Origin of the sequence: Mangrovibacillus cuniculi, from assembly GCF_015482585.1 — a bacterium.
Lineage (GTDB): Bacteria > Bacillota > Bacilli > Bacillales > R1DC41 > Mangrovibacillus > Mangrovibacillus cuniculi.
This window is the reverse complement of sequence record NZ_CP049742.1, coordinates 715,472-735,815: the sequence shown is the minus strand read 5'-3', so window position 1 is coordinate 735,815 and position 20,344 is coordinate 715,472. Positions and strand designations below refer to the sequence as shown.

The following is a 20,344-nucleotide window of genomic DNA, read 5'->3' as shown; positions in this document are numbered from 1 at the left end:
GGAGGAGTACCCATGACAATTCAAATAACTAATCATTACCAAGCTCTTACGGAAATAGATGCCATTCAATATGCTTTAGAAAAGAATTTATTAGAGGCCAATCAAGATTATACTTGTAAAGAAATTGGTGACGGAAACTTAAACTTAGTGTTCCACATTACCCCTACTACGGGTGGAACTGGAATAATTTTAAAGCAAGCTCTACCATATGCCAAAGTGGTGGGCGAATCATGGCCACTTACATTAGAAAGAGCCTACATTGAAGCTAGTGCCCTTCAGTGGCAAGCTACTTTTGTTCCAACACTTGTTCCAAAAGTGTTTCACATAGACAAACAATTAGCTATTACTGTTTTAGAGGATTTATCAAATCTAACGATTTTACGTACCGGTCTATTAAATGGGAATACATATCCTAAAGTAGGGAAAGATATTGGGACTTTTTTAGCCGAGACACTATATCATACGTCTGACTATGCTCTTCACCCTTTTGAAAAGAAAAAACAAGTGAAGCGATTCTCCAATCCTGAGCTTTGTAAAATTACAGAAGATCTTGTCTTTACCGATCCTTTCTTTGACTCTGAAACAAATAATTTTGAAGTTGAATTAAAAGAGCAAGTAGAGAGTATTTGGGCAAATGATCTACTAAAATTAGAAGTGGCGAAACTTAAAAAGCAGTTTCTCACAGAAACGGAAGCCCTTCTTCACGGAGACCTTCACACAGGAAGTGTATTCGTGAATGAAAATAGGACCATAGTAATTGACCCTGAATTTGCCTTCTACGGACCTATTGGATTTGATATCGGTCAAGTATTTGCTAACCTTCTGTTTGCTTATCTTCATCACCCTGAGAAAATTGATAGATTACAAACCCTACAAGAAGTGTGGGAAACGTATTACCAATCATTTACTGATCTTTGGAATAAAGGTACAGAAGATCCTTACACGAAAGTGGAAGGTTACTTACCCTTCACACTAACAAAACATTGGGAAGATGCATTGGGTTTTGCAGGTTGTGAAGCAATTAGACGAACAATTGGCTTAGCACATGTAGCAGATTTAGACTCAATTAAAAATCAAAATCAACGTATACATGCTAAATTAGTTTCATTAAAAATTGGTCAACGATTAATTTTAGAGAGAAAATCTATTACTTCCATTCAAGAGTTACTCTCTTTAATTCATCAGGAGGTTTCTACAGTATGACAACAAAAGTAAGTGTTCCCCTTTCTTTAAAATGGGAAGAGGACACATTGTATCTATTAAACCAACAATTGTTACCCGGTATCGTACAATATGAGAATTTAAAAACAGTTGAACAAGTTGCTGAAGCCATCACCTCTTTAAAAGTTAGAGGAGCTCCAGCAATAGGTTTAGCAGCTGGATTTGGCATGAGCTTAGCGGCTCTCTCTATTCAAACTGATGATATAACCGAAGCAAAAGAAACGCTAGTAGAGGCAAAGGAATTGTTAGCTAAAACTCGTCCTACTGCGGTAAATCTATTTTGGGTACTTGATAGAATAGAAAAGCAAATTCAGCAGGCTGCTTCTGTCGAGGAGTTAAAAACATTACTAATTCATGAAGCTATTCGCCTTTATGTGGAAGATGAGAGTGTCTGCCATCGAATAGGTGAAGAGGCACTAAAAGTCTTGCCGAAAGACAAACCCGTTTTGACTATTTGTAATGCAGGTTCTATTGCTACAGCTAAATACGGGACTGCCTTAGCTCCATTTCACTTAGCTGCAGAAAGAGGAGAATTCTTCTCTGTCTACGCTTGTGAAACACGACCAGTTTTCCAAGGTGGTCGGCTAACCACATGGGAATTAATGCAATCTGGTGTGGACGTGACGTTAATTACAGATAGCATGGCTGGTCATGTTATGCGAGAAAAAGAAATTGGGGCAGTAATTGTAGGAGCTGACCGGATTGCAAATAACGGAGATGTGGCCAATAAAATTGGGACATACACACTGGCGTTATGCGCAAAAGCTTTTGGAATTCCTTTTTATGTGGCCTCTCCTTTGTCTACTTTTGACCGAAACACGCTAAAGGGTGAAGATATAGTGATAGAGGAACGTTCTGCTGATGAAATTAGAACGATTAATAACACACCTGTTGCACCGTCAAATGTGAATGTATATAACCCGGCATTTGATGTAACGCCAAGCGAATTAATTACAGGCATTATTACGGAGCATGGCATTATCTATACCCCTTCTGAAGAGACATTGGAAGAATTCTTTTCGTTGCTTAAGTAATATTCAAATCAAAAGAGCCGGACATAAGTTAAAAGGTACATTCATTATTTAGAAATGAATGTACCTTTTTGCGTTGTATCTTAGTTTATAAAACTGCAGGTTTCGTGCCTTTACAGAATAAATGTTTGGGATTGAAGTGGAAGGGGGCGACTCCTACGGGAAAGGTGGGTTACTGAGACCCCACAGGAGCGCGATCTTACGCGACGAGGAGGCTCAGCAACCCGCCCCGTGGAAAGCGTCCCCCTGCAGCGGAAATCCCAGTGCAGTCACTTTTGGGTTTTGTCCCAGCCTCTATTTTCCGTTTTATACCAATTTATACTTAGCTAATACTTTTCTCTCTAGGTTCAACAAGTACTCCTTCTTATCCACTTGATTACCTGCATAGCCTGTTAAGGAATTATTTTTCCCGACAACTCGGTGACATGGAACAATGATTGGTAAAGGATTTCTTCTGTTTGCTTGTCCAACAGCACGAACAGCTTTTGGCTTTTGAATGGCAGTTGCTACTTCTAAATAACTTCTTGTTTCACCATACGGAATTTGCTCTAAAATTCCCCAAACATCTGACTGAAATTCCGTTCCCTCTGATTCAAAAGGAAAATTAAAGATGATTCGTTCTCCCCTAAAATACTCTTCTAATTGAGCAACTACTTCCTTTAATAAGGGGTCCTGGTCATTTCGGACACTATCAGTTGTCGTCTGAACAAACTCAGAACCTTCTAAATGAAGAGCAATGACAATATTGTCTTCTTGCTCTACTGCTAAGATCCCTATAGGCGAATGATACAGCGTAAATAATTTCATGAAATCCTCCTTAAACGTGTTTAGAACGTTTGAAGAAAACCTTAAAGATAGTCCCTTTGCCTACACTACTCTCCACTTCCATCCGACCATCGTGCTCTTTAATAATATTCAGTGTAACCATTAAACCAAGTCCCGTTCCCCGTTCCTTAGTTGTATAAAATGGTTCACCTAATTTCTTTATCTTGTCTTCCGGAATACCTACACCTTCATCTTTAATTTCAATACATATCTCATTATGTTCTACTAACGTACGTAAACGTAAGGAACCTCCAGAAGGCATCGCTTCAATCGCATTTTTAACAAAATTAATTAATACTTGTTTTAGTTGATTAGACTCACCCTGGATGAACAGTGGGTCCGCATGTAAGTCACAATGCATTGTAACATTGTGCATTAGAGCTTGTGCATTCATTAGATCAAACGTTTCTTTGACACGATCATTAATATTTACTCTATCAAATTTAACTGCCTGTGGTTTTGCTAAAATAAGAAACTCTGTAATAATAGTTTCAATTCTCTGTAACTCAGTAGAAATTACTTGAAAGTACATCTGATGTTGTCCCGCCATACTTTTCTCTAACAACTGAATGAACCCTTTTAATGCGGTCATCGGATTTCTTATTTCATGCGCAATTCCCGCAGCCAGTTCTCCTACTACATTTAACGTATCCGACTTTCTTAGCTGCTCCAACATATCCATTTTTTCTGTAACGTCACGTATTACAGTTAAGTGTGCTTCTTGCATTATATCTTTTTTGGTAGATAACTCAATAAATCTTTGTTGTCCTTTATCTTCAAATAAGTAAACAGTATTAGCATACCCTTCTATAAGCATGTTAGAAAAGTGTTCTTCATCTCCACTTACGTATACAGCATCTTTAGGAATTAAGTTCCTTACTGGGGTTTTAATTAACTGCTCCATATCCTTATTTAACGTCATACTTGCAACAGTATTACATTGAATAATAGATAGATTATGATCTATTAAGACCATTCCTTCAAATGTTCCTTCAAAAATATTACGAAACTTCTCCTCACTTCTTCTCAATGCTTGTTCCATTTTTGAACGCTCGGAGATATTTCGGAAAATGGTCATATTGAATCCTTCGATTGGGTGTGTCTTGGAAGTAAACTCCAATTGTTTCAACTCACCATTCGGCATTAGAAATAGTAATTCATCGCGAACTGCACCATTTCCTCTAAATGTCCTCAAAATATTATCGAAGCGCTCATCTTTTTTATACACAAATTCAGTTACATTCCTTTGTAAAATTTCATCCATTGAACATTCAAACATTCTTAAAGCAGATTTGTTTGCTCGAATAATTTGTCCGTTAGGATCCCAAAATAAAATGGCATCTAAAGCTTCATCGAATAAATCCTTAAAGAACAATTCACTAGCTTTTAATTTTTGTTCTACTAACTTTCGATCTGTAATGTCTCGAAGGATAACAACCAATTTACCCTTTACAATATTTTGACTAATAGTAAAATCAATTAAACGAATGCCAGAGGGGTATAAAACTGGTATTTCGCCTCGGACATTGGAGTTTCTAGCCAATAGATTTTTCGCTTTATCCAACTTATAATGAAACGGGGCTGGAATGAAGCTTCTTATTCCTTTTTTTCGTAATTGTTCAACAGAAACTTGAATCTTATTTAAAAAAGACTCATTTGCTTCTAACACTTCCCCTGTTTTGTCAATGATTAACATGTGATCAGCTGCCTGAGAAAAAAGCTGGCTTAAAACAGACTGCTCCATGTGACCTTTTTCTTCCAATAACCATTCAGAAGTTCTAATAGTCACCGTGTAATATGTTGTATTAGTCAGCTTTTTAATTCCTGCTGGATGATGTCGAACTGCTGTCTGCCTAATGGGTAAAGTAATTGTCCCTTGCCAACTCCCACTTGTCTCTAAGTGATAAGAATATAGTTCCCAATCATGTTCTTGGAAAAGTGGTTGAAATAGAAATGTTTCTTTCAACATATACTCTTCTTCGTTATAGAATTGGGTAAAAGCTTCGTTATACATTAAGATATTTCCACTTCGATTGATAAGAATTGTTGGTTTTTGTACAGAGTTCAGTACATCTCTTATCACGGAAACTGTCATATCAACACGTAAATTTTCATCCATGTCCAGTGTATTAACCTCATCCCTCACGATAATACCCCTCTCCACGTAACACTCTCGCACATTTTCTCTCTAACTAACTATTATTCGCACTCTATGGACAAATTCCTTCAATTTTTTTATTACTTTCTTATTTTTTTAGTCATCATTCGTCATACCTATTATTTACATTCATTGAAACGCAGCATTTATTTAGGTAAAATAAAAAAGATGTAGAAAAATAGCACTACCTAAGCTATTTTTTTATCTAACATGGCATTTTTAACTTGTGGAAATGATGAAAAGAACCTACTTGTTAGCGCATAAAAGGAGAAATGAGTAATGAAAATTGTACTTAGTACATTGAATGCTAAATACATCCATACAAATATTGCAATCAGGTACTTAAAATCATATGCTGAACCAGAGTACTCTGCTGAATTAGCTGAATTCACCATAAAAGATCCAATAATGAACATCGTTTCTGATTTATATAAAAGGAAACCAGATGTATTAGGATTCTCTTGCTATATTTGGAATATTGAAGAGACGATTGAAGTCATTAATATGATAAAAAAAGTCCTTCCTAACGTGAAGGTTATCCTTGGTGGACCAGAGGTGTCTTACGATGTGCCCTACTGGTTAGATCGACTAGAAAATGTAGATGCTATTGTTCTTGGTGAAGGGGAATGGACCTTTAAAGAGATGCTAAAGCGAATAGACAAAGAAGAGACATTTGCTGATATTCCTGGTGTCGCTTACCGTAATAAAGATGGCAAAGCGGTTATTCAAGCACAAACCCATAAGATTGATTTACGAGAGTTACCAAGCCCATTCCAGTTCGAGGAAGACCGTGCTTCATTGAGCAAACGTGTTACGTATATTGAAACAAGTCGAGGATGTCCTTTCCGTTGTCAATTTTGCTTATCTTCTATAGAAGTTGGTGTTCGTTACTTTGATCGTGAAAAAGTGAAAGAAGACATCAGATATTTAATGAAAAATGGTGCGAAGACAATTAAATTTGTTGATAGAACTTTTAATATCAGTCGTTCGTATGCGATGGAAATGTTCCAATTTTTAATTGATGAACATGTTCCTGGAACGGTGTTTCAGTTTGAAATTACTGCCGATATTATGCGTCCTGAAGTAATTAATTTCTTGAATGAAAATGCTCCTAAAGGACTATTCCGCTTTGAGATTGGTGTGCAATCAACGAATGATCATACGAATGAGCTTGTAGAGAGAAAACAAAATTGGAATAAACTAGTTCGAACAGTAACAATGGTACGAGATGGTGGAAAAATTGATCAGCATTTAGACTTAATTGCAGGCTTACCTGAAGAACCATACGATTCTTTCCGTAAAACATTTAATGATGTATTTGCACTTGGACCAGAGGAGCTTCAACTAGGTTTCTTAAAACTACTTCGTGGGACAGGCTTACGAATCCGAAGTGAACAATATGGATATACGTATATGGACCGTGCTCCTTATGAGATGTTATCAAATAACGTTCTTACCTTTGATGAAATTATTGCAATTAAACAAGTTGAAGATGTGCTTGAAAAATATTGGAACGCGCATCGAATGGACAGAACAATCGCCTTCCTAACTAATCATGTATTTGACACACCGTTTGATTTCTTCCAATCCTTTGGTGCTTATTGGGAAGAAAGAGGTTGGGAAAGAATTGGTCACCAACTAGAAGACTTATTCTTACGCTTACATTCTTTCTTACAAGAAACGGTTCCAAATCAGGTGAAGGAAATTGAATCTTATATGATCTTGGATTATGTCACGACACATCGTTTCAAACCGAGAAAACCATGGTGGGATCCAAAATTAACAAAAGAAGATCGTTCTATGATCTACAAAGAAATTCTTGCATCTGTTCCAAGTGAGCTTAATCAAATAGAAATACCTACTACAGAAAGAGAATTATTTAAACATACGCTGTTAGAAGTAGTTTCATTTAATAATGTAGAAAAGGTATTATATGCTCAATACAACCCTTCTACAGGTTATGCAGACTATGCATTGTTATCGGGTAGTTATCTCGGAAAAATGCCAACTAGTTAAAAATTTTATAAAATTGGCTGGAACACAAGTCAAATGTGACTGCACAGGGATTTCCGCTGCAGGGGGACGCTTTCCACGGGGCGGGTTGCTGAGCCTCCTCGTCGCTACAGTACGCGCTCCTGTGGGGTCTCAGTAACCCACCTTTCCCGTAGGAGTCGCCCCCTTCCGCTCCAATCCCGGACAATAATTTTGTAAAAACATCAATTGCACAATAATTAAGACTAAAATAATATTCAAAGAGTAACGCCAAAAAGGTACATTCACAAAACGAATGTACCTTTATTTAATTTTTCACAGAATCGTTTTTAGCACTCGTTCTTTTTGTTTTCTTTCTTTTGCTTGTTTTGTGACTGTAACGACTCCATCCATTTAGAAGCATTTACATCCACAAATTCTGAACCAAACTCTACAGATGTAGAAGGTTTAGTTGATTGATTTTTATTATTCTTCATGAGTAGCACCTTGTTGACCATGTTTAGAGTTTCTATTTTTGCCTTTCATCACATTTTCACCTGCAGCAAATTCAACAGAATAATCTGTCTGTGCTACGTTTTTCTTTGGTGTATGTGCATACTTATCAACTGCATTATGTTCAGCTTTTCTCTTTGGCATAAGATAGATTCTCCCTTCAATTATGGTACAAGCTTATCATTCGAATTAATTAATCAAGTTATTCTGTAAAAGTTACCCAATGATAACCCTTTCCTTTGGATAATGGTAATGGTCTCTTGTTTCTTTCCCGCCAATAATGAACAGGAATGTTAGAATTCCAATTCTACCAATAAACATAAGAATCATGATGATGAATTTTCCTGTAGTGGATAACAAAGGAGTTATTCCAACAGATGCACCACAAGTACCAAAAGCAGAAGCAACTTCAAATATAATTGCAGTTAGCGGAAAATCTTCTGTAATAATCAAAATGAATACAGCTGAAAAGAAAATAAACAATGCAATCATGGTAACAGCTAGAGCTTTTAAAGAGTCTTCAGGCACAATTTCTCGTTTTAAAATTTTTATCGTTTTATTTCCTCGTGCAAAGTGATATAAAAATAAACAATTAAGCGCAAATGTAGTTGTACGGATACCACCACCAACAGAGCTTGGAGATGCACCTATAAACATCATAGCTGCCATGAACAAAAGGGTAGGCTCTTGAAATTGAGATAAATCCATTGTTACTAAACCGCCACTTCTAGTAGTTGTGGACTGGAAGAATGCGTAGAAGAAGATTTCATGCCACTTCTTCCCTTGAAAATAAAATCCACTTTCAAGCGCAATTAACCCAATGGTACCTATTAGTAAAAGAATGCCAAATGTAATAGATGTTAATTTAGCGAACAAAGAGAAACGAAAGTATTCTTTTTTATTTTGTAAGTATTCTTTAACTTCTATTAATACTGGAAATCCAATGGCACCTAAGATTATTAATAAAATAGTGATAAATTGCACGAAATAATCGTTAGCATATGGGATTAGTGATTCTCCAGTAATATCTAAGCCTCCATTAGTTGTTGCAGAAACGGATGCAAATAATCCATGTAAGAATGCCTCAGATACGCTCTCGTAATATTGTGTAAACCAAAGACCAAGAATAATAGCACCTGCAGCTTCAATAACCACTATTAACACTAAAATTTGCTTAAGCATCCCTACCATGCCAGATAATGTACTTTGATTTTGATCTTTCATGATTAATTGACGTTCTTTCAACCCGATTTTCTTTCCTAATATTAACCAAAAGAAAGTTCCAAGTGTCATAATCCCTATCCCGCCAAATTGAAGAATAAATAGAATAAAAAAATAGCCAGTGACACTAAATGTGTCCACAATCGAAATTGTAGTTAAGCCAGTGACACTAACCGCACTCATTGCAGTAAATAAAATATCAACTGCCTTAACATCAACACCTGGCAGATGAGCTATGGGCAAAGATAATAGTAATGTGGACACGGTAACAGCAAGCCCATAATATAAAACAATTATTTGAGTAGGTGTAAATTTTCTTAAAATCAGCTTCCATTTGTCAAACATCGTGAACCTCATTTCTTTCTAACAATTGCTATTTATATTGATATTGTTTACATGTGACTCATTCTATACTAAACAAAAAATAAAAGCATTAAAATATTTAGTTCTTTACAAATAAAGGAGAAAAATCTACCTTTCCAAATCACTCAGAAGTTACCAGTATTCCTTGCTGATTACTTGTCATACTAGTAGTAGAAACAAACAAAAATTTATATTATATGGAGGAAAAAAATCATGACTAGAAGTTCAAATAAATTATTAGTTCCTGGTGTAGAGCAGTACATGGATCAAATTAAATATGAGATTGCTACAGAATTCGGCGTACAATTATCACCAGATTCAGCTGCACGTTCAAACGGTAGTGTAGGTGGAGAAATTACAAAACGTTTAGTAAAACAAGCACAAGAAAGCTTAAAATCTCCTCAACAATAAGCTTTGGATATGGGTTAATGTTACGTAAAGACGTAAAAACCACTAAGCGTTCACTTAGTGGTTTTTCCTTTAATCGTCGTCACTTTTTTCCTCATCGTCATCATCATCGTAATCTTCGTCATCATCGTCATCGTCTTTATCTTTTTTTCCTTTAAATTTCTCATGAGGTGGACCTTTTCTTTTTTCCTCTGCCTTCTCTAAACCTTTCCTTGCATGCTCTGGTAAGTCTTTCTTTTCTGTTTTACCTTTTTCATCATTTTTATTTTGCTTCATTTCATTATCTTTGTCATTCTTTTGTTCATTTTTGTATTCTTTCAATTCTTGTACTGGATTTTCAGAAATAGAAGTATTCACATTCTTTTCTTCATTTTTCTCAGCTTGATCTAATTCAACAGGCACCTTCTCTTCTTTTGCAATTGGTGTAGAGTTCTTTTCTTCTAATACATTGTGATCAGTCTTTGTTTTTTGAGATATCTCTTCCCTATTTACCATCGCAACGGTTTTAGATTGTTCTAGTGCAACTGTTCTGTCTTCTTCAGATCCTACAAATACTTTTATATCTATATTCCCTTGCTTTAAGCGATTAATGTTGGTCATAATCGATTCTTTTAACGTTGTAGAAATTCCATTTACATAAACTGGAGAGATAATGATACTTTTATCTTCTTTTATAAATCCTGCTTGTTTACTTTTTTCCATAATGCTCGATAAAACAGTTGGAACAGTTCCTAAATCTGAATCTAGCTGTTCAATTATAAATTCGCCATCCTGATTGTATGGTTTAAGTGATTTCACATACCCGTTTTCATCTACTTCTAGCTCTATACTTGGATTAATATCTAATGATATATAAGCCATTGTAGCAGCATCAGACTTAAACATTGGCAAGAAAAATAAAAGCATGATGGCTGCAGCTGCTACAAATGCACCAACTGGCATAAATGATTTGATAATACTGGATGGATTTTTTTTCTTTTTAATATTAATAGGTAGGTAAGCAATTTCGTCACCTAAAGTGATAAACTCTTCATTTCTTTCGCCATTAACAAATTCTCCGGTAGGTAGTAGCAACACAACATGATTAGAATGAATTTCTACAACAATACCTTTACTCATTTAACCTCGCCCCTTTATATACTCCATGAGGAACGTATACTGATACACAAAAATGATCGTTATTGCAATTATATACTTCCTATTTCTTTCCATAGTCTTTCTAGATACCCTAACTTTTTCTTCTAATTTCTTTAAAGGTAATCGTTTTTTTTCTGTACAATATTGCCAAAGTTCTTCATCTTTAGCGATTAATTTGGCAATAGCAATAGCGTTATTTCTAGCATCTTGATGTTTGGGTGAAATCTTCACTAATTCAGCGAAAGAGATATCAAATTCTTCAAGCTTTTTGGCATAGATAAGTATCTGTTCTTTTCTCGATACACTCTCTTGGTCAACAAAATATTGTTGAGATGATTTAATGTCATCTAATTGCCTAGTGCTTGTGTCGGATGAAACATCTAAATGTATGTGTTGTTCTTTCACCTGTTTTCTGATATAGTCTATTACTTTTCTTTTTATAATGGTATCTGCAAACGCTAATAGAGACTGACCCTTTGTTTCATCGAATAATTGTAGCGCTTCGTGAAACGCGATCATTCCAATACTGTATTCATCATCTGAATCGGTAATATATCTTTTACAAACAGAAGATATAGATTTCTTAATGAATGGTTGATACTCTGTTAACACTTCCTGTAATACTTGTTCATTTCCTTGCTGAATTAACAATACTTTTTCTTCTAATGTTTCTTTTTTCTTGAATGGAAACATTCTTAACACTCTCTCACCTCATTCGCAAATGATTATATCATGAAAAATGAGGGAAGTAGTACGGACTTCTTTACTATACATGTAACTAACCCCTACGTAGTTTAATGGACGTCTACTATAGATACGATTTACCTTTTAGTTTTATAGGGGTAAAAAGGAAAAAGAAGCTGGAACATAAACCAAAAGTAACTGCATAGGCATTTATTCTGTAAAACCACTAATTCTGCAGTAATATAAATTCAAATACAACGCAAAAAAAGGTACATTTGTTTAAAAATGTACCTTTTTTTGTTTTGTCCCATCCTCTTTCCTTTAGCTAGCTTCCGATTGGTTTTGTTTTCTTGATGTTAAATAGCCACCTACTGCAATTCCAAGAAGTACTGTCCAGAAAATCAGTTTAAAGATTGTACCGTGCACAAAGTCGTGCGGCAAAATGTGCACTTTATCATGTGCTAATGTATAAAATACTAACTTAACTCCTACCCAACCAACAATTAAGAAAGCAGCTGTTTCTAATTGAGGATACTTTTGTAGAACCTTTACAAACCATGTTGCTGCAAAACGCATAATAATTAACCCAATAATTCCTCCAAGCAACATTACGGTGAACTGCCCCGTATTGATGTCACCTACTAAGTTACCTCCAATTTCAGGTAAAGTTACGGCAAGCGCTACAGCAGCTAACATCGAGTCTATAGCAAAAGCGATATCGGCAATTTCTACTTTTAAAACGGTCATCCAGAATCCTGATTGTTTTTTCTCTGGCATATGAGCTGTTTCTTCTTCGCCTTTTTTCTTCTTTATGAGATGGGATATGGCAATATAAAGAAGGTAAGCAGCTCCAATGGCCTGAACTTGCCAAATGTTTACAAGATATGTGATAAGGAAAAGTGCCGCAATCCTAAAGACAAATGCCCCTAATAATCCATAGAATAGAGCTTTCTTTTGCTGTTCTTTCGGTAAATGCTTTACCATAACAGCCATAACTACAGCATTGTCTGCTGCTAGAATACCTTCTAGGGCTATCAAGACAAGTAACACCCATCCATATTCTAAAAGTATTTGTGCTTCCATAAATAAACCTCCAAATTCCTGTTAGTAATATTTTTCTCGTAGCGTTAAGGATTTATGTATTCTCTTAGTTAACGGAATAAATTCTCACAAAAAAAGGATGACCATCTAAGTACTCACCACATCACGCGGTCAACGATGAGTTGTTACCGGTCACGTAACAAATAAAGAGACCTCTGCCTATGAAGGCAAAGGTCTCGCTAAACATAAAATATGTCAATAACACCGATGAGAATGCACTCATGTCATGACGATGTTATTTTAGGTTTCCCTAACGCTACTCCCCTTTGACAGCTGTCAAAGATATGAAATTAGGTTTATTATATACCTAGCTTTCTTCATAATCAAGTTTATTTCTTTTCAAGAGAATAGTTCTGATTAATTGTCCAATTAACACACCTGGTAATACAAATAAAATCCCAGAAAAAATCGGTCCTAAATAGAAGCCAAAGATAGTTAGTTTAGGGGAATACATTAAACCAATGGTAACTAAATATGCACTAAACGCAAAAGGCAAATAAATATATGGCTCTTCTTTTTTTAATGCTATTTTATATGCATCCCACATTGCAAACATATACAAACATGGATAAAACATTAACCACTGTACATTAATTGTTTCCATCGCAAGTCGAGTTTCCCCAAGAAAGCTATGCATGATCGCTAAGTTAAAATCACTTTGTACATTTATAAGGAATTCTAAAATGACAAATAACAATCCTTTAATATATGAACGTGCTAATAATTGCGCAAACCCCGGTAACGCAATACTCCAAAGAACAGCTTCAAGCTTTGTTAGTTCTCTCATTCATCACCAGATATAAACGATTTTAATCGTGCACCTATTGAGCTACCGGGAATTGCGCTTACATGCACACGATGAGGATAAGGCTGAAACATAGCTTTTACTTCCATATACAAATCCTCCCACTTCTTCTTACTACTATCATGACCGATTCTCAGATAAGCTATGTATGGATTAATGCTTATTTTTACAAATTTTTATATGAGTACTCTTTTGTTCATGGAAAATATAAAGAAAGCCTCGAACCAGTATGGCCGAGACTTCTCTTATTAGTTTTTCATCCTTCTTGTTTGTGGGTCAAACCAACTATACACCATTGGAATAATATATAACGTTAGTAAGGTAGAGCTAATAAGTCCACCTATAACGGTGATGGCCATTGGTTGATTTAGCTCTGTCCCTTCTCCTATTCCTAAAGAAAGTGGTAGTAAGCCAAGTATGGTTGTTAATGCAGTCATAAATATAGGTCTAGCTCTATCTTTTACAGCCGTAACAATTGCATCTAGACTGGATTCTCCTCTATCTTTTAGCTGATTAATATAATCAACAATAACTATCGCATTATTAACAACAATTCCTGCTAAAACGATGACACCAATGATGGCTGTAATACTTATCGGAGTAGATGTTACATACAACCCTAAAGAAACACCTATTATCATCAGTGGGACTGTAAACATAATAACAAATGGATATTTAAATGATTCAAATTGAGCAGCCATAACAATGTATACCAATATTATTGCTAAAACTACCGCTAGGATCATATCGTTAATAGAATTCTCTAGGAGCTCTCGATCGCCACCGAAAGCAATGGTTGACTCGCTCGGTAAAGCAGCCTTTTCAATCGCTGCATCAACTCTAGAAGATATTTCACTTAAACTTAAAGACGGTGAATATCGTAACTCAAATTGCACCGCTTCCTCACGATTAATTCTTCTAAGTTCTACGGGTCCTTCTGCAACTTCAATAGTTGCGAGTTCATTAAGCTTGATAAAGGAGTTTGTTGGTGTTTTAATACTTAAATTTTCTAGTCCTTCCATTGTCGAAGTTACGTCTCGGTCATATTGAACATAGACATTATAAACTTCTCCATTTGTTTCTTGAATTTGTGTTGTTAGCGCTCCTCTTGTTGCATCATTTACTACTTGCGCTAGCTGTGCAGGTAAAAGCCCCACTTCTCTTGCCTTTTCAGTATTTATTTCAATGCTTATTTCATCTATTGTGTTAGATCTATCAGTAGAAAATTCTGTTACCCCATCAACATCAGCTAATTCTTTTTCTAATTTTTCAATGGAACTATCTAATCGTTCTTTACTTGTATCACGAACATCAAATGTAAGTGTTTGTGGAGATGAACCGGCAGCAGTTTGCAAATTAACTGAAACCTCCGCACTCTCATTCTCTTTTTTAGCCTCACGTTTGATTTTACTTTGAAGTTCATCCACAACTTCAAATACAGATTTCTCTCTCTCCGCTAAAGGTGCTAATTTGACCGAAATCTCCGCAATGTTTGTTGAAACAGATCCTCTTGCTGAATTCTCCTGAGTTGATCCAATTAGACTGACATAAACATCTATTTCCTCTTGGTTCTCTAAAACCTTTTCAATAGATTTCACTACTCGGTCAGTTTCTTGAAGATTTGTACCAGCTTCTAAATCTACCCTAACAGTAAAGAATCCTTCATCTGTTGCAGGTAAAAACTCTGTACCGACTTTACTTAATGCAAAAATACTTCCTCCCAGTAGTGCTAAGGTAAGTATAGTAACCATCATACGGTGATGTAGAGTCCAACGAATAGAATTTTCGAGAAACCTTAATGCCTTGGATCTGCGTCTTCTAGCTTCTTGATTACCAGGAACTTTTTTCAAGAACTTTGCAGCTAACATCGGAATCACGGTCAAAGCAACAACAAGTGATGCTAGTAAGCTAAAGGATATTGTTAATGCAAACTCTGTAAAAAGTTCACCGATTAAACCACTTACAAATAATACAGGTACAAAAACTGCCACAGTAGTTAATGTGGAAGCAGTTATCGCAGTTCCGATCTCTTTTGCACCATCAATGGCGGCAGTCTTTGAATCTTTCCCCATCTGTAAATGACGATAAATATTTTCTATAACGACGATCGCATTATCTACTAGCATACCTATCCCTAAAGCTAAAGCGCCAAGTGTCATAATATTTAATGCAAAATCTGAAAAATACATCAGAACAAACGTAACAATAACGGAGTAAGGTATAGCCACTCCAATTATTAAAGGACTTCTTACATTTCTTAGGAAGAAAAACAACACTAGCATAGCAAATATGCCACCCAGAACAAGAGAAGTAGCTATATTACTAATAGATTGAGTAATATAATCTCCTTGATCAAATAGAATGTCCGCCTGCACATCCTGATACTCTTCTCTATCTAATAATTCATTAAGCTTAGTTTGAAACTCTCTAGAAACATTGGCTGTATTGGCATCTGATTGTTGAAGAACACTAATTAATACAGAGTCTTTTTCATTTGCCCTTGTAATAGAGCTAATATCTCTTTCTTTCTTGTTTACTTGAGCAACATCATCTATGAGAACATCTTCACCTGTTTGTGGTGATTGTCCTACCACAAGCTTCCTTACATCTTCTACTGAAGTTAATAAGGATACAACCCGAGTGGTTAACTGTTTATCCTCCGTTAATACGGTGTCTCCAGGTTGTGAAATATTACTCGCTTGAAGAACATTGGTGATGTCTTGTTGCCCTAAACCATTATCTTCTAATGCTTCTTGATCTAATTCAATGACTATTTCCTCTTCTACCGTTCCGGATAAGTTAACACTCGCAACCCCAGGAACACGCGTTAATTCTAATTCAAGCGTCTCTGCAATTTGATTAATAGATTTATCCTCTGAACTTGTGGAGAGGGACAATTGAATAACAGGAAATTGTGAAGGATCAAATTTTAAAAATCGTGGTAAGTTAGATCCGTCTGGAATTGGCGTTTGATTAATTCTTTGTGTAATTTCGTCTTGTACATCATCAATACTTGTTGTCCAAGAGAACTCCATTAAAATAAAATTAGAACCTTCTTGCGATGTAGAACGGATGTTTTGAATACCAGGTAATGTACTTAAACTCTCTTCCAATGGCTTTGTTACTTTCTCTGAAACTTCCTCTGGACTTGCACCAGGATAATTAGTCACTATTACTCCCACTGGTGGATTAATATCTGGAATAAGTTTTAAGGGGATGTTTGTGAGGGAGACTCCTCCTAGAATAATTACTAATAACATCGTTACAAATGTAAATACCGGCCTTTTTACTGAAAAAGTACTTATGTTCACTAATTGCTCCTCCTGTTGTTTAATACATTATGTTTATATTAGATTTTTTATAAAGTACATGCAAATTTAACCACTATTATTAGCACACTCCTGCTTGAAAATGTTCTTTTATCCCAATTATTTATAAAACATTCTCTACTCTTTGACTACATTAACAGGTGGAAGGTGAGTTATTACTGTACACAAATCAATAAAAAATGATGCAGTACCACGATTGGTACTGCATCATTTTTTACATTGTTTGTGTGGAACTTGTATGACTTCTAGAACGCAAAAATCTGTAATCTGCAAGGAAGAAACTTATAAGTAAACAAGCTATACAGAAGAAACTAAAAGGAACGTAAGCCAACGTAGGGACCCCTAACATATTTGAAATAAAAATTCCACAAACACTCCACGGAACTAAGGGATTAATTACTGTTCCTCCATCTTCCATTACTCTCGCTAATACCCGTTTATCAATTGATTTTTCTTCAAAGGATTGTTGATACGCCTGTCCAGTTAATAAAATAGAAAGATATTGCTCTCCTACTATAAAGTTCAATCCAAAAGAAGTAGCTAAACTAGATCTAACAACGGATGATCTCTTCCTTACACTACGCATTACCCAATCTGATAACTGCTTTATTATTCCGAGTGAAATACTCAAACCTGCTAAACCGGCCACTAAAATGACCAATGAAATGGTAAACATCATGCTATTTATACCACCACGTGTTAATAAAGAATCAACAACTTCTTGACCAGTAGTACTTACATATCCATCCATGATTAAACCACCAATCATGTTTCCTTTTGACTGTAGAATTAATGTAACGATTGCCGTTAGACTGCTTAAGAATAGCGAGATAATTCCAGATTGTTTTGTAACCGTGCAAATCAATAAAACTACTAAGGGAAGTAGTACGATAATTGGATTTAGAGACATGCTTTTTATGACTGACGATACTTCAACTATTGAATTGTTTCCTGATACCTCTGAACTATTGATTGGTATCAGCAAGAATAATATAACACTTACAAAAAATGCTGGGACCGTCGTAACCATCATACTTTTAATATGCTCAAATAAATCTACACCTACCGTTGAGGATGCTAGAGAAGTAGTATCCGATAACGGTGACATCTTATCTCCAAAAAAAGCGCCAGATACAATTGCACCTACTGTAATAGGTAAAGATAATCCTAATACTTCTGCGATACTAACAAATATAACTCCCATGGTTGCTACTGTAGTAAGTGAGCTTCCTAAAAGAACACCTACAACCGAAGTAATGAGTAATACAGACACAAAGAAAAATTGTGGAGATACCCATTCTAAAACTTGGCCAAGTAAAAATGGGATAGTCCCTACTGCCATCCATGAAGCTACAGTAATACCTATTAAGATAAATAAAATAATTGCTGAAACAACCATGGACACTCCTTTAGTGATTCCTTCCATTAATTGTTTTTGGTTCATTTTCTTCCAAAGTCCTATCACAAATAACAACGCTAAATTAAACAAGACTGGTATATGAGGTACCATTTCCAATTTAATCAATGCAATCGAAAAAACAGAAAGCATAAGCACTGTTACGATTAATGAAAATTTGGCAGAAAGAACGGGGGTGTTTACCATCTTCGTTCTCCTCTCTACATAAACGCTTAAACGCTTTTTAGTGTTAAAGTATAAAGTAATAGTAAGCTAGAATTGACTCGTTGTCAATGAAAGTTTCCTATTTAGGCAAGAACGCAACTAAAATTGATCCTGTAATGAAGAAACTCAGCTGAATACGAATAACATTACGTGGTTAACGCTTTTTTTGTTACTGTTCATGTAACAAAAAAAGCTACTAAATAACTGAATTTCTTTCAGTTAAAATAGCAGCTCTTCTTCTTTTATGCTTCCGATAAATCCATTGGGTTACTCAGTTTAATATCTGGGTTTTTATCTTGGAACCATCTAAGTGCAAATTCATTTTCGTATAAGAACACCAATTGGTCATAACGATCTTTTACTAACATGCTTCGAGAACTAGAGTAGCGATCATCAATTGTTTGGTCCTCTACCCAACGTGCCACTTTATTACCCATCGGCTCCATTAATACTTCAGCATTGTACTCATTTTTCATACGGTGCTCAAATACTTCAAACTGAAGTTGACCAACAGCTCCTAAAATGTAGTCTTCTGTTCGGTATGTTTTGAATAACTGAATAGCTCCTTCTTGCACAAGTTGTTGAACACCTTTATGGAATGACTTTTGTTTCATTACATTCTTTGCCGTTACTTTCATAAACAACTCAGGTGTGAATTGTGGAAGACGCTCATATTGGATTTTATCTTTCCCACCTACTATGGTGTCTCCAATCTGATACGTTCCCGTGTCATACAACCCTACAATATCACCACTTACTGCTTCTTCCACTGTTGCTCTTTCTTCTGCAAGGAAAGATGTAGATTGCGAAAGCTTCATGGATTTACCCGTTCTTGATAAAGTAACACTCATTCCGCGTTCGAACTTACCAGAGCACACACGAACAAAAGCAATTCGATCACGGTGAGCAGGGTTCATGTTTGCCTGAATTTTGAAGACAAAACCAGAGAACTCTTCATTTTCTGGATCTATTTCTCCTGTTGTCGTTTTTCTTGGTTGAGGGGAAGGAGCATACTTTAAGTATGTTTCTAAAAATGTTTGCACACCAAAGTTTGTTAGTGCACTTCCGAAGAATACTGGTGTCAAATCTCCCGCTGCAATTCTTTCACTAGAGAAATCATTCCCTGCTTCGTTTAGTAATTCAATTTCTTCTAACGTTTGATCATATAAGCCTGACTGCTTTAATGAATGATCTCCTTCAATTTCCCCATCTTGATTTAAAGGAATAAAGCGTTGATCTTCTTCCACTCTAAATTGCTCAATTCGTTTATGATGACGATCATAAATTCCTAAGAATTCTTTTCCCATTCCGATAGGCCAGTTCATTGGATATGTTTCAATCCCCATCACTTCTTCTAATTCAGCTAATAATTCTAGTGGAGCTTTACCTTGACGATCTAATTTATTCATAAAAGTGAAGATAGGTATGCCTCGCATTTTACAAACTTTAAATAGCTTTAATGTCTGTGCTTCAATACCTTTTGCTGCATCAATGATCATTACTGCACTATCTACAGCCATTAATGTACGGTACGTATCTTCTGAAAAGTCTTGGTGACCAGGGGTATCTAATATATTTACACGATATCCATCATAATCAAACTGCATAACGGAGGACGTAACAGATATCCCACGTTGCTTTTCAATTTCCATCCAGTCAGAAGTTGCAAACTTACCAGATTTCTTCCCTTTAACAGTTCCCGCTGCTCTAATTGCTCCTCCAAATAACAGTAACTGTTCCGTTAAAGTTGTTTTTCCTGCATCTGGGTGAGAGATGATAGCAAATGTCTTACGTGATTGTACTTCTTTTTTTAATGTGGACATACTTTTCCCTACTTTCTTGTCTCTGCATACTTATTGTACATTTTCCATTACCTTCCCGCAATCTACTCTAACTTTACCAATTCTACTAACAAAATATCTTTATTCGTTTCAGTACATACTTTTCTAATTATTG

General features: G+C 35.7%; 16 protein-coding genes and 1 riboswitch. Of the genes, 4 read left to right on the top strand and 12 right to left on the bottom strand.

The genetic code is table 11. The features are described 5' to 3' along the window. The first annotated feature begins 12 nt into the window (after positions 1–12). Together mtnK and mtnA are read left to right on the top strand one after the other, a co-directional pair. Entirely contained in the window at positions 13–1,203 is a 1,191-nt protein-coding gene (gene mtnK, locus G8O30_RS03755; protein WP_239673654.1) for an S-methyl-5-thioribose kinase, read from the top strand. Then, entirely contained in the window at positions 1,200–2,255 is a 1,056-nt protein-coding gene (mtnA, locus tag G8O30_RS03750; RefSeq protein ID WP_239673653.1) for an S-methyl-5-thioribose-1-phosphate isomerase, read from the top strand. Before mtnK ends, mtnA begins: the two co-directional genes overlap by 4 nt. A gap of 303 nt (positions 2,256–2,558) precedes the next feature. On the opposite strand, the gene G8O30_RS03745 is transcribed toward mtnA, so the two are convergent. Both G8O30_RS03745 and G8O30_RS03740 read right to left on the bottom strand, forming a co-directional pair. Then, positions 2,559–3,059: a methylated-DNA--[protein]-cysteine S-methyltransferase gene (locus tag G8O30_RS03745; RefSeq protein WP_239673652.1), complete on the bottom strand. Its 501-nt coding sequence runs from the start codon at positions 3,057–3,059 to the stop codon at positions 2,559–2,561. A 10-nt stretch (positions 3,060–3,069) separates the two neighbouring features. Continuing rightward, positions 3,070–5,223 (bottom strand): PAS domain-containing sensor histidine kinase, encoded by a 2,154-nt coding sequence (locus G8O30_RS03740; RefSeq protein ID WP_239673651.1) that lies wholly within the window; start codon positions 5,221–5,223, stop codon positions 3,070–3,072. A gap of 291 nt (positions 5,224–5,514) precedes the next feature. On the opposite strand from G8O30_RS03740, the gene G8O30_RS03735 reads away from it, so the two are divergent. Further along, positions 5,515–7,251: a B12-binding domain-containing radical SAM protein gene (locus G8O30_RS03735; RefSeq protein WP_239673650.1), complete on the top strand. Its 1,737-nt coding sequence runs from the start codon at positions 5,515–5,517 to the stop codon at positions 7,249–7,251. 305 nt (positions 7,252–7,556) lie between these two features. Here the strand turns inward: G8O30_RS03735 and G8O30_RS03730 are convergent, their stop codons facing one another. The 3 genes from G8O30_RS03730 to G8O30_RS03720 form a co-directional block, all read right to left on the bottom strand. After that, entirely contained in the window at positions 7,557–7,703 is a 147-nt protein-coding gene (locus G8O30_RS03730) for a hypothetical protein (RefSeq protein WP_239673649.1), read from the bottom strand. Then, positions 7,693–7,863, bottom strand: coding sequence for a hypothetical protein (locus tag G8O30_RS03725; protein ID WP_239673648.1), 171 nt, complete (start codon positions 7,861–7,863; stop codon positions 7,693–7,695). Before G8O30_RS03725 ends, G8O30_RS03730 begins: the two co-directional genes overlap by 11 nt. Positions 7,864–7,935: 72 nt before the next feature. Continuing rightward, positions 7,936–9,285 (bottom strand): TrkH family potassium uptake protein, encoded by a 1,350-nt coding sequence (locus G8O30_RS03720; RefSeq protein WP_239673647.1) that lies wholly within the window; start codon positions 9,283–9,285, stop codon positions 7,936–7,938. A gap of 231 nt (positions 9,286–9,516) precedes the next feature. Here G8O30_RS03720 and G8O30_RS03715 point away from each other — a divergent pair, with 231 nt between their 5' ends. Next, positions 9,517–9,714, top strand: a complete 198-nt coding sequence (locus G8O30_RS03715) for an alpha/beta-type small acid-soluble spore protein (RefSeq protein ID WP_239673646.1) — start codon at positions 9,517–9,519, stop codon at positions 9,712–9,714. A gap of 69 nt (positions 9,715–9,783) precedes the next feature. Here the strand turns inward: G8O30_RS03715 and G8O30_RS03710 are convergent, their stop codons facing one another. The 7 genes from G8O30_RS03710 to G8O30_RS03680 form a co-directional block, all read right to left on the bottom strand. Further along, complete coding sequence (locus G8O30_RS03710) at positions 9,784–10,830, bottom strand: anti-sigma-I factor RsgI family protein (RefSeq protein ID WP_239673645.1); 1,047 nt, start codon at positions 10,828–10,830, stop codon at positions 9,784–9,786. Next, positions 10,831–11,541, bottom strand: a complete 711-nt coding sequence (gene sigI / locus G8O30_RS03705; protein ID WP_239674483.1) for an RNA polymerase sigma-I factor — start codon at positions 11,539–11,541, stop codon at positions 10,831–10,833. 312 nt (positions 11,542–11,853) lie between these two features. Further along, positions 11,854–12,615 (bottom strand): TerC family protein, encoded by a 762-nt coding sequence (locus G8O30_RS03700; RefSeq protein WP_239673644.1) that lies wholly within the window; start codon positions 12,613–12,615, stop codon positions 11,854–11,856. A gap of 199 nt (positions 12,616–12,814) precedes the next feature. After that, positions 12,815–12,910, bottom strand: a riboswitch (yybP-ykoY riboswitch). Between the two features lie 30 nt (positions 12,911–12,940). Continuing rightward, positions 12,941–13,420 carry a hypothetical protein gene (locus G8O30_RS03695; RefSeq protein ID WP_239673643.1) on the bottom strand — a complete coding sequence of 160 codons (480 nt, stop codon included), beginning with the start codon at positions 13,418–13,420 and terminating at the stop codon, positions 12,941–12,943. 266 nt (positions 13,421–13,686) lie between these two features. Further along, positions 13,687–16,749 (bottom strand): efflux RND transporter permease subunit, encoded by a 3,063-nt coding sequence (locus G8O30_RS03690; protein WP_239673642.1) that lies wholly within the window; start codon positions 16,747–16,749, stop codon positions 13,687–13,689. Between the two features lie 232 nt (positions 16,750–16,981). Then, positions 16,982–18,370, bottom strand: coding sequence for a Na+/H+ antiporter NhaC family protein (locus G8O30_RS03685; protein WP_239673641.1), 1,389 nt, complete (start codon positions 18,368–18,370; stop codon positions 16,982–16,984). Positions 18,371–18,630: 260 nt separating this feature from the next. Beyond that, positions 18,631–20,211 carry a peptide chain release factor 3 gene (locus G8O30_RS03680; RefSeq protein ID WP_239673640.1) on the bottom strand — a complete coding sequence of 527 codons (1,581 nt, stop codon included), beginning with the start codon at positions 20,209–20,211 and terminating at the stop codon, positions 18,631–18,633. Positions 20,212–20,344 lie beyond the last annotated feature (133 nt).

Excerpts from the sequence above, each read along its gene's own strand:
- sigI (WP_239674483.1), bottom strand. The coding sequence starts at position 11,541 with ATGTTTCCATTCAAGAAAAAAGAAACATTAGAAGAAAAAGTATTGTTA.
- G8O30_RS03695 (WP_239673643.1), bottom strand. The coding sequence starts at position 13,420 with ATGAGAGAACTAACAAAGCTTGAAGCTGTTCTTTGGAGTATTGCGTTA.
- G8O30_RS03745 (WP_239673652.1), bottom strand. The coding sequence starts at position 3,059 with ATGAAATTATTTACGCTGTATCATTCGCCTATAGGGATCTTAGCAGTA.
- G8O30_RS03680 (WP_239673640.1), bottom strand. The coding sequence starts at position 20,211 with ATGTCCACATTAAAAAAAGAAGTACAATCACGTAAGACATTTGCTATC.
- G8O30_RS03685 (WP_239673641.1), bottom strand. The coding sequence starts at position 18,370 with ATGGTAAACACCCCCGTTCTTTCTGCCAAATTTTCATTAATCGTAACA.
- G8O30_RS03720 (WP_239673647.1), bottom strand. The coding sequence starts at position 9,285 with ATGTTTGACAAATGGAAGCTGATTTTAAGAAAATTTACACCTACTCAA.
- G8O30_RS03715 (WP_239673646.1), top strand. The coding sequence starts at position 9,517 with ATGACTAGAAGTTCAAATAAATTATTAGTTCCTGGTGTAGAGCAGTAC.
- G8O30_RS03730 (WP_239673649.1), bottom strand. The coding sequence starts at position 7,703 with ATGAAGAATAATAAAAATCAATCAACTAAACCTTCTACATCTGTAGAG.
- G8O30_RS03710 (WP_239673645.1), bottom strand. The coding sequence starts at position 10,830 with ATGAGTAAAGGTATTGTTGTAGAAATTCATTCTAATCATGTTGTGTTG.
- G8O30_RS03735 (WP_239673650.1), top strand. The coding sequence starts at position 5,515 with ATGAAAATTGTACTTAGTACATTGAATGCTAAATACATCCATACAAAT.
- mtnK (WP_239673654.1), top strand. The coding sequence starts at position 13 with ATGACAATTCAAATAACTAATCATTACCAAGCTCTTACGGAAATAGAT.
- G8O30_RS03725 (WP_239673648.1), bottom strand. The coding sequence starts at position 7,863 with ATGCCAAAGAGAAAAGCTGAACATAATGCAGTTGATAAGTATGCACAT.
- mtnA (WP_239673653.1), top strand. The coding sequence starts at position 1,200 with ATGACAACAAAAGTAAGTGTTCCCCTTTCTTTAAAATGGGAAGAGGAC.
- G8O30_RS03700 (WP_239673644.1), bottom strand. The coding sequence starts at position 12,615 with ATGGAAGCACAAATACTTTTAGAATATGGATGGGTGTTACTTGTCTTG.